The sequence below is a fragment of the Sphingobium psychrophilum genome, assembly GCF_012927105.1.
Lineage (GTDB): Bacteria > Pseudomonadota > Alphaproteobacteria > Sphingomonadales > Sphingomonadaceae > Sphingobium > Sphingobium psychrophilum.
Map to the genome: position 1 here is coordinate 214,947 of NZ_JABBFV010000003.1, position 14,365 is coordinate 229,311.

Genomic DNA, 14,365 nt, shown 5'->3' on the forward strand with positions numbered 1-14,365 from the left:
CCATTGTTCCTATGGGGAATTGTCCATGACCGCGCGTTTCGCCTTCCTGCTGGCCGCCATGGCCGTACCTTCCGCCCAGGCCGCCACCGTCGAACATAAGCAGGCGCCCGGTGCCATGATCGCCAGCGCGGCCATCATCCCGCCCGGCAGCACCCTCTATTATCTCTCCGGCGCGACCGGCGCGCCGATCGACCCCAAGGACGTCGAAAGCCCCGACGCTTTCGGCGATACCGAAGCGCAGACCCTGTCCATCTTCACCAAGATGAAGGCGCAACTCGCCGAACTGGGCCTCACCATGAGCGACGTCGTCAAGCTCACCGTATTCCTGGTCGGCGATCCCAAGCTGGGGGGCAAGATGGACCGCGACGGCATGACCAAATCCTACAAGAAATTCTTCGGCACCGCCGACCAGCCCAACCTGCCGACCCGTTCCGCCTTCCAGATCGCCGGCCTCGCCCGGCCGCAGCAACTGGTCGAGATCGAAGCGATCGCCGCCAAGGCGCCCTGAACGACATTCACAAAAGGGGGGACATCATGACCGACAGCACCGCACCCAGCCGCCGCGACCTTCTGACCATGATCGGCAAGGTCGGCGGTGCCGCCGCCATGTATCAGGCGATGACCGCGCTCGGCCACGCCGCCGAAACCCAGTTCACCGGCCCGCCCGTCCTGACCGGCGCAAAGCCCGGTGCCTCGGTCGTCATCCTGGGCGCTGGCCTGGCCGGCATGGCCGCCGCCTATGAGCTGCAAAAGGCCGGCTATAGCGTCAAGATACTGGAATTTCAGGATCGCCCCGGCGGCCGCAATTACTCGTTGCGCGGCGGCGACAGCTTCACCGAAAGCGACGGCACGGTGCAGAAGGTGCAGTTTGCGCCGGGCAATTATCTCAACCCGGGCCCCTGGCGCATCCCCCATCATCACAAGGCGCTGCTCCATTATTGCCGCCAGTTCGGCGTCGCGCTGGAACCCTTCATCCAGCTGAACCATAATGGCTTCATCCATTCGTCCGAAGCCTTCGGTGGCAAGCCGATGCGCTACAAGGAAGTCGCGACCGACTTCAAGGGCCATACGTCCGAACTGCTGGCCAAGGCGATCAGCGCCAAGGCGCTGGACGACAAACTGTCGGCCGAGGACCAGGAAAAACTGATGGAGGCGCTGCGCGGCTGGGGCGTGCTCGACAAGAATATGGCCTACACCAGCAGCCTCAAAGTCTCCGCCCAGCGCGGCTACGACCAAGCGCCCGGCGGCGGCCGCAACGGTGCCCCCACCCCCTCGCAGATCGCCAAATTGCAGGACGTGCTCGACCCGCAGGTCTGGACCGCCATGTCCTTCTATTTCAGCTATGTGATGCAGACGACGATGTTCCAACCTGTCGGCGGCATGGACATGATCGGCAAGGCCTTCGCCAAGAAGATCGGCAAGATCGTGACCTACAACGCCAAGGCGGTTAAGGTCGCCCAGTCGGATAAGGGCGTCACCGTCAGCTACAAGGATGTCGCAAGCGGCCAGATGCACGATGTCAGCGCCGACTATTGTGTCTGCACCATCCCGCTCTCGATCATCAGCCAGGTCGACATGCAGGTGTCCCCGGCGCTCAAAGCCGCGATGAAAGCGGTTCCCTATGGCGGCCACGTCAAGATCGGCCTGGAATTTAAGCGTCGCTTCTGGGAGGAAGACGATAATATCTATGGCGGCCACAGCTTCACCGACCAGTCGATCACCCAGCTATCCTATCCCAATGACAAGATGTTCGGGCGTGGCCCCGCCGTCCTGCTGGGCGCCTTCGCCCGTGATCTGGCCGGTTTCCAGCTGGCGGGCATGACGCCGCAACAACGCATCGAAACGGCCCTGGCGCAGGGCGAGGTATTCCACCCGCAATATCGCAAGGAATATATGAACGGCGTATCCGTGCCGTGGAGCCGCGTGCCCTGGATCCTGGGCTGCACCTCCGCCTGGAGCGAGGATAACCGCAAGGCGCATTACAAAAACCTCGTCACGCTCGACAACCGCGTGGTCCTGGCGGGCGAACATGCCAGCTACTATGGCGGCTGGATGGAAGGATCGATCCTGTCGGGCATCGACGCGATCACCCAGATCCACGAACGCACGCAGGCGGCCTGAGGTGCGCCGCACCCTGATCCGCCTCGCCCTGCTGACCGCGCTGGCCGCCGCCCCTGCGCTCGCCGATTCGCCCGGCGGCCGCCCGGTCAAGCTGGCGCTGCCCGATGGCGAGCAGGTCTATAAACAGGTCTGCGCCGCCTGCCACCTGGCCCAGGCACAAGGGTCGCCCGACGGCGCCGTCCCGGCGCTGGCCCATAATGCGAAACTGGCAACGGCCGATTATCCCATCAGCGTGGTGATGAAGGGGCAAGGCGGCATGCCCTGGTTCTCCGAAATGCTCACCCCCGGCCAGGTCGCCGCCGTGGTCGGCTATGTCCGCACCCATTTCGACAACAGCTATGCCGATCCGGTCGCCGAAGCGGATGTGAAGCGCATCGCCGCCGCTATCAAGGGCAGCGAAGAATGACCGACACCGCCCTCTCCCGCCGAATGTTGATGCACGGCGCAATCGGCGTCGCCGCCGTCGCGGGCACCACCGCCCCCGTCCTCGCCCAGCGCGGGCGCAAGGTCGACTTGCCCGACGATCCCGCCGCCATGGCCGCCACGCTGACCGACGCCGTCTATATCAACAGCAACGAACATCCGGTCGGCCCCTGCCCCGCCGCGCTCGCCGCGCTGGCGAAGCTCCCCCCGCTCTCCGGCCGCTACGGCATGGCCTTTGCGGGCAAGCTTGAAAGCCTGTTCGCGCGCCAGAACGGCCTGTCCCCCGACCAGGTGCAGGTCCACCCCGGTTCCTTCATGCCGCTCCGCTCCGTGGCGCTCAGCTATTCCAGCGCCGACCGTCCGATCGCCTATTTCGAACCAACCTTCGACCAGGGGTTTCTCGGCCTCGACAATGCCAGCATCACCCGATCGGTCGCCGTCCCACTGTCGGGCGATTTCGCCGCCGACCCGCGCAAGCTGCTGGCCGCCGCGCCCGACGCCGGCGTCTATTACCTCTGCAATCCCAACAACCCGACCGGCCTCACCACCGCACGCGCCGACATCGACTGGCTGCTGGCGAACAAGCCCAAGGGTAGCATCCTGCTGGTGGACGAAGCCTATATCCATTTCAGCGACGCGCAGAGCTGCCTCGATCTGGTCGCCCAAGGCGCCGACCTGCTGGTCACCCGCACCTTCTCGAAAATCTACGGCCTGGCCGGCCTGCGCTGCGGCCTGATCGCCGGGCGCAAGGATTTGCTCGACGGCATGGCCCGCTATGGCACCAACATCACGCCGATGCCGGCCGTGCTGGCGGCGGAGGCCAGCCTGCTCGACCCGACCCTGCTCCCGACCCGCAAGGCGGAAAATAAGGCGGTGCGCGACGATCTGTTTGCTTGGCTCGATGCAAGGGGGCTGCGCTACCTGCCCAGCCAGGCCAGCTTCGCCATGATCCATGTCGGCCGCCCCGGCGCCGCCGTCACCGCTGCGCTGGCGCAGGCAGGCGTCTTCATCGGCGGCCCGCGCAAGCATATGGACGACTGGGTCCGCGTCTCCTTCGGCAGCCCGGCCGAAATGCAGGCATTCAAGGCCGCTTTCCTCAAGGTCATGGCGTGACCCTCAGCCGCCGTCAGGCATTGGGCGCGGCGATCGCCGTCCCGCTGGCGGCGCAGGCGGCCCGCGCCAGCGCCACTACGCCCAGCCTTCCCGAAAAAATTGGCCTACCCGACAGATCCAGCTTCGCCCCCACCCCCATCGCCTATCTCGACAGCGCCTCGACCCACCCGATCAGCCTGGGCGCGCGCGCCGCGATGGACGCCTATGTCGCCGCCCGCACGCTCGATCCCGCCGCCGCCGCCCGCAAGCCGGTGGACCGCGCCGCCACCATCGCCAAATTCGCGCGGCTGGTGAACGCGGACCCGGACGAACTCTGCTGGGTCCAATCCACCACCATGGGCGAACAGGCGGTGCTGCGCGCGCTGGGCTTTCCGCACGATAAAGGCCGCATCGTCACCGACACGCTGCATTTCTACGCTGGCTTCCCCATGTATCAGGAACTGGCCAAGCAGGGGGTCGATGTCGCCTGGGTCCAGGCGCGCGACGGCCGCATCGACATGGACGACATGGCCAAAGCCATCACCCCCGGCACGAAACTGGTCAGCCTGTCGCTCGTCTCCACCTATAATGGCTTCCACCACGACCTAAAGGCGGTGTGCGACCTTGCCCATGCCACGGGCGCGCTGGTCTATGCCGACATCATCCATGCCGCGGGCGCGGTTCCCGTCGATCTCCACGCCAGCAGCGTCGATTTCGCCGCCTGCGCCACCTATAAATGGCTGATGGGCGATTTTGGCCTGGGCTTCCTCTATGCCCGGCGCGGCGTGCTGGAGGCGCTGCCACTCGCCGATTTCGGCTATTATGGCTTCGCTGCGCCCGGCGCTCCGCCCGGCATCGGCCTGTCGCCGCCGCAAACCCATGTCTATCCGATGGACCCACCCAATCCCCTCTCATCAGGCAATGAACCCACCAGCTACGCCATCCGCCCCGGCGCGCTCGGCCATTTCGGCACCGGCACCTATGCGCAGGCGGTGGTCGCGGCGATCGACCATGGCCTCGACCATATCACCGCGCTCACCGTGCCCGCGATCCAGGCCCATGCCCAAAGCCTGATCGCCCCGCTGCGCGAGGGCCTGACCGCCAAGGGCTACCGCCTCATCACCCCGCCCGGCACAACTACGCCGCTGCTAACCGCCCTGCTGCCCGACGCGAAGACCCGCCTCGCCGACCCGCTCGCGAGGGCGCAGGTCCGCCTTTCGCTGCACGACCATCATTTCCGCATCGCACCGTCGATCTTTAACGATATGCATGATGTAGACCGCCTGCTCGCCGCGCTGCCCCGCGCCTGATTTTTTAGGGAGAGATTTATGAAGCGCCTGCTCGCCACCGCCCTGCTGCTAACCGCCACCCCCGCTTTCGCCCAGCCCGCCGCCGCGCCGCAGGCCCTGCCCGCCAAGCTGCCCTTCTCGCCGTCGATCCGGGTCGGCGACATCCTCTTCATGTCCGGTCAGATCGGCCAGGCGCCCGAAGGTATGGATAAGCATAAGGAAGGCTTCGACGCCGCGGTAAAGAGCGCGATGGACTCCATCGGCAAGATATTGGCGACCAATGGCCTCGACTTCGGCCACGTCGTCAAATGCACCGTGATGCTCGACGACATGGCCGACTGGCCCCGCTTCAACGCCGCCTACCTTCCCTATTTCGAAGGCAAACGCCTCCCCACCCGCAGCGCCTTCGGCGCGGACGGCCTGGCGCTGGGCGCGCCGCTGGAAGTGGAATGCATCGCCGCGTTCAAGTGAGGGCGGGAATATCACCCACCTCCGTTCGTCCCGAGCCTGTAGAAGGACGCGCCCACCTAGATTGAGATAGCCTCAGCTTAGTTCGATCCGTTCGTGCTGAGTAGGGTCTGAGCGAAGTCGAAGACCCATATCGAAGCATCAAGCGCTACGCGCGATCCTTCGATATGCCATTTCGACTTCGCTCAATGGCTACTCAGGACGAACGGATGTCAGGAAAATCGACGGCCACAGCTTCCCGCACCACCAGCACCGGCACGCCATCCCGCACCGGAAAGGCCAGCCCCGCCGCCTCCGAGACCAGCGCACCACGCGCCGCGTCCCAGCTTAGCGGCGTCCGCGTCACCGGGCAGACCAGCTTCTCCAGCAACCATGGATCGATGGGCGCAACCTCGCCACTCGTTGCCCCGCCATTCACTGCATCGTCGCCCCGCCGTCGCGCTCGATCCGGCCAACGATCTGCATCAACTGGATGATCCGCTCACATCGTTCGGACAGCGTATCGGCCTCCAGCAAAGTCTGCTTGGCCGCCGGGTCGAACGGCACGATCTGGGCGATGCCATTCACCAGCGCGGTATCGTCCAGCTGCGACACGGCCGTCCAGTCCACCACATAACCCAAGGAATCCGCAAAGCGCCGCGATTCCTGCTCCAGGGCCGCGCGTTCGACCATGTGCAGCACCTCATCCTCCTGCGGCGCCTGCTCGACATCGGCCTCGATCTGGCGAAATTGCGTCGGCACCTGCAATTCGCGCACCAGCCGGAACCGCGCCAGGCCGGTCAGCACGATATTGAACCGCCCGTCGTCCAGCGCCTCGATCTGGCTGACATGGCCCAGGCAGCCCATATCGAACAGCGGCGGCACCGCCCCCGCCCCGCGCGGCTGGATCATGCCGATCCGCCGGTCGCGCGCCATCGCATCATGGATCAGCGCGCGGTATCGCGGCTCGAAAATATGCAGCGGCAGGTCCATCCCGGGCAACAGCAGCGCGCCGGGCAAGGGAAAGATGGAGACGCGCGCGCGGTTCATAGCTTGGGGGCCATGACGGTCACGAAAACAGGATCTGGGACAGCTTGCGCCGCTGCCCCGATACCCATGGATCTTCCAGGCCCACAGCCTCGAATATGGTGAGCAGTTGCGCCCGCGCCGCGCCGTCCTTCCACGTCCGGTCGCGCCGCACGATCTCCAGCAGCGAATCGGCCGCGCCATCGCGATCGCCATTGGCCATCAGCCCGCCGGCCAGTTCGAACCGCGCTTCATGATCGTCGGGATCGGCGTCCACCTTCGCCTGCACGCTCGACAGGTCGGCTACCGGCTTCACGTCCCGCGCCAGCGCGATCGCCGCGCGCGCCTGGTCGATCGCGACATTCTTGGCGACATCGGCGGGCAGGGCATCCAACACCGCTTCCGCCTCCTCCAGCCGCCCCAGCGCCACAAGCGCCCGCGCCAGGCCTGACACCACCTCGACATTATCGGGCACCATCTCGGCGATCTGGCCGAACACCGACAGCGCGCGTTCGGCGTCGCCCGCCGCCAGCACCTCTTCGCCCATGGCGATCAGCGGCGCGATTTCCTGCAACTGCGCCTTTTCGTCCGATTCGATCGGCAATTGCGCCAGCAACTGATCGAGATATTGCTTGAGCTGCCCCTCGGTCCGCGCCTGGGTCAGGTCGGCGACCGGCTGGCCCTGGAACACGGCATAGACGGTCGGGATCGACTGCACCCGGAACTGGCTGGCGATGAAGCCATTCTCATCGACATTGACCTTGACCAGCTTGACGCCCTTGGCCGCATAGTCGGCGCACACCTTCTCGATCACCGGGGCCAGTTGCTTGCACGGGCCGCACCATTCGGCCCAGAAATCGACGATCACCAACTGCGTGCGCGAAGGCTCCACCACGTCCTGGCGAAACGCCTCCACGGCCGCCTTGTCGGCCTCGCTCAATCCCAGGGTCGCCACGCTTCATTCTCCTGTCCATGCGGTCATCCGCCGCCGTCATACCGCGCCTTATGTGGGGCGTCACCCCTCACGGACAAGACGGCCGGACTTTAAGCGACCTGGTTGGCTGTCCGGGCTACGAAAAGGATAAGCGATGAATCCCTCAAAGAAAATATTTGAGCCTGATTGCCTGCTCCACCGGGGCGCCCGCAACCGAAAAGCTTGCTGACCCGAAACTCGGCGCACCGAAGCGCAACACCGGATTGCGCGAAAAGCCTACCCCTTCGCGCGGGATGCCCATGAACGTATCCAGCTTGCCATTGCCATTTTCGTCATGGACGATCGCGATCGCGTAATCGCCCGGCGCGACCGTGCCCAGCGGGATCGGCCCGTTCTTGACCGGCACCGCGAAATGCCGCTTGTCAGGGTCTTTGGTGCAATCGGGAAAATGGTCGGCCGATCGGGTGACGCACACCAATATCTGCCCCTTGTGGGACCGCAGCCCCTCCAGAACGACCGTCAGCATCTGTGGCTGGCCAACAGGAGCCGCCGCCGTCAATCCCGCCATGGCCAATAACAGCACCCGTCGTCCAAGGCTCACGCACCCACCTTCTTGAAATCGCCCAATCCCTTATCGGTGCCGCACAAACGGTCCCAGACACGGAAATACAGCCCGTAATTACAGTTATACTGGTCATGATGCCGCTGATGATGGGTCGCGGTGATCAACCACCCGCCCATCGGCCCGCGCACCATCCAGCGGGGAAACATCTCCCACCCCATATGGTTGCTCACGCCCATGACCGTCATGATCGTCAGCACGCATCCCAGCGCGCCGACATGGATGGGGATCAGGAACACCAAAGCCGGGATCACCACCGCCCCGGTCAGCGCCTCCCACGGATGAAAACTCATCGCCGCCCAGGCGGTCGGCGGCCGGCTGGCATGATGCACCGCATGGGCGATCCGGAACAGCCGCGGCCGATGCATCCAGCGATGCGTCCAGTAAAACCATGTGTCGTGCGCGGCGAGATACAGCAGCACCGACACCGGCAGCCACCACAGCGGAAAGACATGCACGTCGCTATAGATGCGCGTCCAGCCCCGTTCCTGCCAGCCCCATGCGACCACGCCTGCTGGCACGCCATAAATCAGCGCGGAAGCCAGCGACCAGCCGATCTCCCGCCCCATCTGCTTTTCCAGGCCGTGATACAGGCCCGGCTGGCGAATCCGCGTCGCCAGCGCAAACCCGCCGCTCGCCAGCAAATAGCGGACGCCAACAATGACGCTCATCGCCAGAGCGGACAGGAGGATGGCTGCGACCATGGTGAGGCCATAGTCGCTGATGCGTCGCTGTGGAAGCACAACAGACTAATCAATCAACGAAGCGTTCCCCGGCGAAGGCCGGGGTCCAGTTCCACGGTCAGAACTGGACCCCGGCCTTCGCCGGGGAACGCTGCCCCAACAGCCTATGTTCTGGGCCGCGCCTGGCGATAACTCCCCAGCTGCCGCACCCATTTGGTGTGGAACTCCAGTTCCGCGAGCGCCCGATCGACCGCCGGGTCGCCCGGCATCCCTTCGATATCGCAGAAAAACTCGGTCGCGGCGAAACTCGCGCCCCGCTGATAGCTTTCCAGCTTGGTCATATTGACCCCGTTGGTCGCAAAGCCGCCCATCGCCTTATAGAGCGCGGCGGGCACATTCTTCACCTCGAACAGGAATGTCGTCATCACCGGCCCGACATTGGCGACCGGCATCTTGCCCTCCTGCGCCAGCACCAGGAAGCGGGTCATATTATCGTCGCTATCCTCGATATTCTCGGCGATCAGGCGCAGGCCATAGAGTTCCGCCGCCAGATAGGGCGCGATCGCGCCTTCGCCGGGCAGCCGCGTTTCCGCCACCAGCGCCGCCGCGCCCGCCGTATCGGCATAGGCGACCGGCTGGATGCCCCGCTCGCGCAGATAATGGCGGCACTGGCCCAGCGCCTGCGGATGGCTGATCGCGCTCTTCACCGGGCTGTCGTCGGGTGCCATCAGGCAATGGCGAATGCGCAGGAAATATTCGTCCACAATCGCCAGCCCCGATTCGGGCAGCAGGAAATGCATGTCCGCCACCCGGCCGTGCAGGCTGTTTTCAATGGGAATGATCGCCCGCGCCGCCAGGCCATTACGCACCGCATCGATCGCATCCTCGAACGCAAAGCAGGGCAGCGGCACGCAATCGGGGGCATAGCCCAATGCGGCCAGATGCGAATTGGCGCCGGGCGCGCCCTGATAGGCGACGGCGCGCGCCGGGTCGGCGGCGGCCTTTTGCGCGAGTTGCGCGACGATCGCGCGGGCGGGGGCGGGATAATTTTCCATGGCTGGCTGCGCGCTTAGGGTTTCACCCGCCCCCACGCAAGCATCGCCGCGGCGTCCGCGCACGCAAAGGGCGATTTACCGTGCCAACCCGGCTTGCATGGTGGCGTGTCCGCCATTATGGCAGCGCACAAGAGGGGGCGCGGAAGACAGCCGCCAGAACAGAAGCGCAAGGGAAATCGAGCGAAATGGGCGATCGTTTCAACACCGTGGCGGGCTGGGCTTTGTTTGCGGGGATCATCGCGCTTGGCGGTGCAATCGTCAGCTCCAAATATTTCCATGACGAACGGCCCGAAAAGATGGGCTATGCGATCGAAGGCGTCGAAGCCGAGGGCGAAGGCGGCGGTGACACCGGTCCCGGCCTCAACACCCTGCTCGCCAGCGCAGACGTCGCGGCCGGTGAAAAGGTGTTCGCCAAATGCGCTGCCTGCCACACCGTCAACCAGGGCGGCGCCAACGGCATCGGTCCCAACCTTTACGGCACCGTGGGTGAGGCTATCGCTGTCGGCAAGGCCGGCTTCGCCTTCTCGGACGCGCTCAAGAGCAAGGGCGGCAACTGGTCGTTCGATAATCTCGACCACTGGCTGAAAAGCCCGCGTGAATTTGCCCCCGGCACCAAGATGACCTTCGCGGGCCTCGGCAACCCCGCCGACCGCGCGAACCTCATCGCCTGGCTGAATACGCAGGGCTCCAACCTCCCCCTCCCCGCCGCCGACGCCGCGCCGGCCGCAGCGGAAGGCGCAAATGCTGCCGAAGCCGGCAACGCCGCCAATGCGGCCGAAGCCCCCGCAGCGAACGCGACCAACGCCAGCGAATAAGCGGCGTCAAAGACCAAACGACAAAGGGCGCGGCACTGGTTGCCGCGCCCTTTGTCGTTTAGGTTGATTGCGTCCGCAGCGAAGCGACCTTGGTGTGTAACGTGATGACGGATTTGGGGTAGGTTACAGACCCCCCACTCCTATGCCGTCATCTCCGCATAGGCGGGTCGGTGAAGAGGCACGCGACTATTCGCGCGACAATGACGAAAAGGGGCGGGAAGCGGGACTTGCGGGTTACGGCTAGGTGTAGCCCGATGGCGGCCGTTTCACGGCAACGGAAAACACCGCCCGTGGGGTTGTCGGGCACTTTCACAATCCGACGGTGTTTTTCGAACATCAAATCAGGCGTGCAGCGCCGTTCATTCAAACTGCCGAACTACGCCTGACAATCGTGTGTTTGGCGTCAGGAGATCACCTTACAATATCAAAAAGCTGCGCCTGTCATTTGAGACTTTCGAAAACTTGTCGTGCTCGCTGATCGAATGCGACAGACTTTTCGGCGAAGGCGTCTGCTGGCGTTGCGAACTCATAGATGATCCCGATCCGGGGTGTTAGCCGATAGCCAGCGACGCACGCCAGATCGGTCTTCACGGGTCCAGTTGAATAGCAGCGCGCCAAATAGCCGGGCACATCGCGGCGGGTGAAATATGAGTAGTGTCCATCGCCATAGCGCCGCACGCCCCGGCCCAGTTCCTTGGCCGTTAGGCTGTCCACCTTCAATCTTTCCAGTTCGTCCGCCGAAAACGCGTGCATCTTGCGCGCGTTGTATTCGCCCAGCACATAAAATGAAACTTCGCGCGGATATTCGGAGGGCGGATTGTCGCCATGTTCGCGGCGGCAGAGATCATGCCACCATCCATAGGGTTTCGCGCTGGCGCAGAAGGTCGACCTGCGAACAGCGAGATGCCGCGAGTAGTCGGGCGTCAGCCGCGCGGTCAAATTCGTGATTTTGATAGGTCCGGCTGACGTTTCAGCACAGAACTTGCGGGCCTTTTCGTTCAAGTCGAGCGGATAGTTGGGATCATATTCGCGGCCCTGTCCGACCGAAAGTGCCGGGGCGAGCGGCAGCGCCAATGGCGTGCCGCCCAGGACAACGGGATGCAGACGCGCAAGGCATGAAGCCGAGGGCGGCGCTCTACGGGCCTTTAAGCTCGTCTGCTGCCAGAAGAGTAGCCCGAACACCACTACCGGCACCGTAAAGAACGTGGCTGGCAGGATGACTACCGGCGACGCCCAACGACGCGCCAATTTTCGCGTTAATAGGACAATTAGCGCCGCGAGGAGCCCGGCAAGGACGCCAAGGAACGCGAGGCCGACCATAGGCGCTGCAACAATGACGCCGGGCGAATCCTCATTGAAAACACCCCTTATGACCCACCATAGCAGCAACAAGAGACCTACGCCGATTGGCAGGAGATACCATCGCCACAAGAAAGCGACCAAGAGGAAGCCTATGGCGTAGCAGACGAAGAAGAGGGAATAGATCGGGTCCATCTTGATCGTGATCGCCGATTTCGATTGCAGAACAATTAAGTGGATGAATGCCTATCTGGAATCTGTCCAGAAATCAGGTGCTTTGCGTCGGCGTCCGCTTCTGAGCATCGATGAAGGTCAAATTAACGATCTGCTACGGTCAGTGCAGCCACGCTTCGTCGCTTTGCCGAAAAGGGCAGCCCCCTACCGCTCCGCCACCAGCAGCTTGTCGATCTTGCGCCCGTCCATGTCCACGATCTCGAATCGCCATCCCTGGTCGTCGATATAGTCGCCCACTTCCGGCAACCGCTTGAGCAGCCACAGCGCATGGCCCGCCACCGTCGCATAGTCGCGGTCTTCGGACAGGTCGATGCCGATCCGCTCGGCCAACTGGTCGATCGGCATCTGCCCCGACACCAGCAGGCTGCCATCGTCCCGCTCGACCATGTCCGGCTCGTCATAAGCGTCACGGTCGGACGCGAAATGGCCCGCAATCGCCGACAGCAGGTCCGCCGGGGTCACGATCCCTTCGAAATGGCCATATTCGTCATGCACCATCACCATCGGCACGTCCGACCGGCGCAGCACTTCCAGCGCGTCCATCGCGTCGACCTGGTCCGGCACCACCTCCGCCCGGCGCATCAACGCGCCGACATTCAAGGATTCGCCCCGGAACAGCGCGGTCATGATATCGCGCGCCTGGACGATGCCGATAATATCCTCCACCGACCCGCGCCCCACCGGCAGGCGGGTATGCGGCGTATCGAGCAACTTGGCGCGGATGGTCGCGTCGTCAGCGGCGATGTCGATCCAGTCGACGTCCATCCGCTGGGTCATCACCTCGCGCACCGGCCGGTCGGCCAGCCGCACGACGCCCGATATGATCGCCCGCTCGCTTTCCTCGATGATGCCCGACTTGCTCGCCTCCGCGACGATCAGGTGCAACTCCTCGGCAGTCACATGATGTTCCGATTCGCGGTCCAGCCGCAGCAGCTTGAAGATCAGGCTGCTCGACCCGTCCAGCACCCACACGATCGGCGCGGTGATCTTCGACAGCCACAGCATCGGCGTCGCCATCACCACCGCGATCGGTTCCGGCGCGCGCAACGCGAACTGCTTGGGCACCAACTCGCCCACGATCAGCGACGCATAGGTGGTCAGGCCGATGACCAGCGCGAACCCGGCATTTTCCGCCAGATTGGGTGCCAGGCCCAGCATCTGCATCCGTTCGCCCACCGGCCCGCCCAGGCTGGCACCCGAATAGGCACCGGTGCCGATGCCGATCAGGGTGATGCCGATCTGCACGGTGGAGAGGAATTTGCCCGGATCGCTCGCCAGCTTCAGTGCCGTGGTCGCGCCCTTGCGCCCGGCCTTCTCCAGCCCTTGCAGGCGCGGTTTGCGCGCCGACACGATGGCCAGCTCGGACATGGCGAAGACACCATTCAAGGCGACGAGCGCCAGGATGATGACAAGATCGGCCCATGGAAAGGGCGTCGGATTATGGAGGGGGATCGTGGCCATGGTGGTCAACTACCTCCTATAACCGCTAATCTTTCAATTTCACAACATCCCCCTCATTATCCGTTCAGTTCGCATGTGGAACAAACGTCATACTCGCCCATTATGGGATCAGTCGCTCCTCAGGAGCGCGAGAAGACAAGGGAATAGGACAATGAGGATTTCTCACCGCATCATCGGCGCCGCAGGGCTGGCCGCCATGCTCGCCACCACAGCCTGCACCACTGACCCGACCACGGGCCAGCGCAGCATTTCGAAGGCGGCGATCGGCGGCATTGGCGGCGCGCTGGGCGGCTATCTGCTGGGCGATCTGGTCGGCGGCCGCAACGACCGCACCGAAAAGATTCTGGGCGCGGGCATTGGTGCTGTCGCGGGTGCCGGCATCGGCGCCTATATGGACGCCCAGGAACGCAAGCTGCGCGAGGAAACCGCCGGCAGCGGCGTGGACGTGATTCGCGACGGTGACAATCTGCTGCTGCGCATGCCCTCGGGCATCACCTTTGCCTATAATCAAGCGGATGTTCAGCCGCAGTTCCAGCCGACGCTGAACGACGTCGCCTCGGTCCTGGCGCAATATCCCAAGACCTATATCGACGTTTATGGCCACACCGACAGCGACGGCGCCGACGCCTATAACCAGACCCTGTCCGAACGCCGAGCTCAGGCCGTCGCCAGTTACCTGGCAAGCAAGGGCGTCCAGTCGGCCCGCATCGGCACCCGCGGCTTCGGCGAAACCCAACCGATCGCGTCCAACGCGACCGAAGAAGGCAAGGCGTCCAACCGCCGTGTCGAAATCAAGATCGCCCCGGTGACGGAAGCCGACGTGAAGGGCTAAACCACAATATCCGTTCGTTTCGAGCGAAGTCG

The 14,365-nt window shown here is 64.1% G+C and carries 16 protein-coding genes; 8 read left to right on the plus strand and 8 right to left on the minus strand.

Features of this window, described 5'->3' with window-relative positions; translation table 11 throughout:
• The first annotated feature begins 25 nt into the window (after positions 1–25).
• Genes HHL08_RS06060 through HHL08_RS06085 form a run of 6 tightly spaced genes read left to right on the plus strand, consistent with a single transcriptional unit; the run spans position 26 to position 5,396 of the window.
• Positions 26–508: a RidA family protein gene (locus tag HHL08_RS06060; RefSeq protein ID WP_169571585.1), complete on the plus strand. Its 483-nt coding sequence runs from the start codon at positions 26–28 to the stop codon at positions 506–508.
• 26 nt (positions 509–534) lie between these two features.
• Positions 535–2,121 carry a flavin monoamine oxidase family protein gene (locus tag HHL08_RS06065; RefSeq protein WP_169571586.1) on the plus strand — a complete coding sequence of 529 codons (1,587 nt, stop codon included), beginning with the start codon at positions 535–537 and terminating at the stop codon, positions 2,119–2,121.
• A gap of 1 nt (position 2,122) precedes the next feature.
• The gene (locus HHL08_RS06070) at positions 2,123–2,527 is read left to right on the plus strand and encodes a c-type cytochrome (protein ID WP_328804581.1); all 405 of its coding nucleotides are present in this window, start codon (positions 2,123–2,125) and stop codon (positions 2,525–2,527) included.
• Positions 2,524–3,657, plus strand: coding sequence for an aminotransferase class I/II-fold pyridoxal phosphate-dependent enzyme (locus HHL08_RS06075; protein WP_169571587.1), 1,134 nt, complete (start codon positions 2,524–2,526; stop codon positions 3,655–3,657). The genes HHL08_RS06070 and HHL08_RS06075 overlap by 4 nt, the downstream gene beginning before the upstream one ends.
• Positions 3,654–4,946 carry an aminotransferase class V-fold PLP-dependent enzyme gene (locus tag HHL08_RS06080; RefSeq protein WP_169571588.1) on the plus strand — a complete coding sequence of 431 codons (1,293 nt, stop codon included), beginning with the start codon at positions 3,654–3,656 and terminating at the stop codon, positions 4,944–4,946. The genes HHL08_RS06075 and HHL08_RS06080 overlap by 4 nt, the downstream gene beginning before the upstream one ends.
• Before the next feature lie 18 nt (positions 4,947–4,964).
• Complete coding sequence (locus HHL08_RS06085) at positions 4,965–5,396, plus strand: RidA family protein (RefSeq protein ID WP_169571589.1); 432 nt, start codon at positions 4,965–4,967, stop codon at positions 5,394–5,396.
• A gap of 193 nt (positions 5,397–5,589) precedes the next feature.
• Here the strand turns inward: HHL08_RS06085 and HHL08_RS06090 are convergent, their stop codons facing one another.
• The 6 genes from HHL08_RS06090 to HHL08_RS06115 form a co-directional block, all read right to left on the minus strand.
• Positions 5,590–5,811 carry a Trm112 family protein gene (locus tag HHL08_RS06090; RefSeq protein WP_169571590.1) on the minus strand — a complete coding sequence of 74 codons (222 nt, stop codon included), beginning with the start codon at positions 5,809–5,811 and terminating at the stop codon, positions 5,590–5,592.
• Positions 5,808–6,422: an LON peptidase substrate-binding domain-containing protein gene (locus HHL08_RS06095; RefSeq protein WP_169571591.1), complete on the minus strand. Its 615-nt coding sequence runs from the start codon at positions 6,420–6,422 to the stop codon at positions 5,808–5,810. The genes HHL08_RS06090 and HHL08_RS06095 overlap by 4 nt, the downstream gene beginning before the upstream one ends.
• Positions 6,423–6,441: 19 nt before the next feature.
• Complete coding sequence (locus HHL08_RS06100; protein ID WP_169571592.1) at positions 6,442–7,353, minus strand: tetratricopeptide repeat protein; 912 nt, start codon at positions 7,351–7,353, stop codon at positions 6,442–6,444.
• Positions 7,354–7,495: 142 nt separating this feature from the next.
• Positions 7,496–7,900 carry a DUF2141 domain-containing protein gene (locus HHL08_RS06105; RefSeq protein ID WP_169571698.1) on the minus strand — a complete coding sequence of 135 codons (405 nt, stop codon included), beginning with the start codon at positions 7,898–7,900 and terminating at the stop codon, positions 7,496–7,498.
• A gap of 29 nt (positions 7,901–7,929) precedes the next feature.
• The gene (locus HHL08_RS06110; RefSeq protein ID WP_169571699.1) at positions 7,930–8,658 is read right to left on the minus strand and encodes a sterol desaturase family protein; all 729 of its coding nucleotides are present in this window, start codon (positions 8,656–8,658) and stop codon (positions 7,930–7,932) included.
• Between the two features lie 143 nt (positions 8,659–8,801).
• Complete coding sequence (locus HHL08_RS06115; RefSeq protein WP_169571700.1) at positions 8,802–9,692, minus strand: prephenate dehydratase; 891 nt, start codon at positions 9,690–9,692, stop codon at positions 8,802–8,804.
• Positions 9,693–9,877: 185 nt separating this feature from the next.
• Here HHL08_RS06115 and HHL08_RS06120 point away from each other — a divergent pair, with 185 nt between their 5' ends.
• Entirely contained in the window at positions 9,878–10,507 is a 630-nt protein-coding gene (locus HHL08_RS06120) for a c-type cytochrome (protein ID WP_169571593.1), read from the plus strand.
• A 441-nt stretch (positions 10,508–10,948) separates the two neighbouring features.
• On the opposite strand, the gene HHL08_RS06125 is transcribed toward HHL08_RS06120, so the two are convergent.
• Together HHL08_RS06125 and HHL08_RS06130 are read right to left on the minus strand one after the other, a co-directional pair.
• Positions 10,949–12,001: a hypothetical protein gene (locus HHL08_RS06125; protein ID WP_169571594.1), complete on the minus strand. Its 1,053-nt coding sequence runs from the start codon at positions 11,999–12,001 to the stop codon at positions 10,949–10,951.
• A gap of 183 nt (positions 12,002–12,184) precedes the next feature.
• The gene (locus tag HHL08_RS06130; RefSeq protein ID WP_169571595.1) at positions 12,185–13,501 is read right to left on the minus strand and encodes a hemolysin family protein; all 1,317 of its coding nucleotides are present in this window, start codon (positions 13,499–13,501) and stop codon (positions 12,185–12,187) included.
• 151 nt (positions 13,502–13,652) lie between these two features.
• On the opposite strand from HHL08_RS06130, the gene HHL08_RS06135 reads away from it, so the two are divergent.
• A complete protein-coding gene (locus HHL08_RS06135) occupies positions 13,653–14,333 on the plus strand; it encodes an OmpA family protein (RefSeq protein ID WP_169571596.1) in 681 nt (226 codons plus the stop codon).
• Positions 14,334–14,365: the final 32 nt, after the last annotated feature.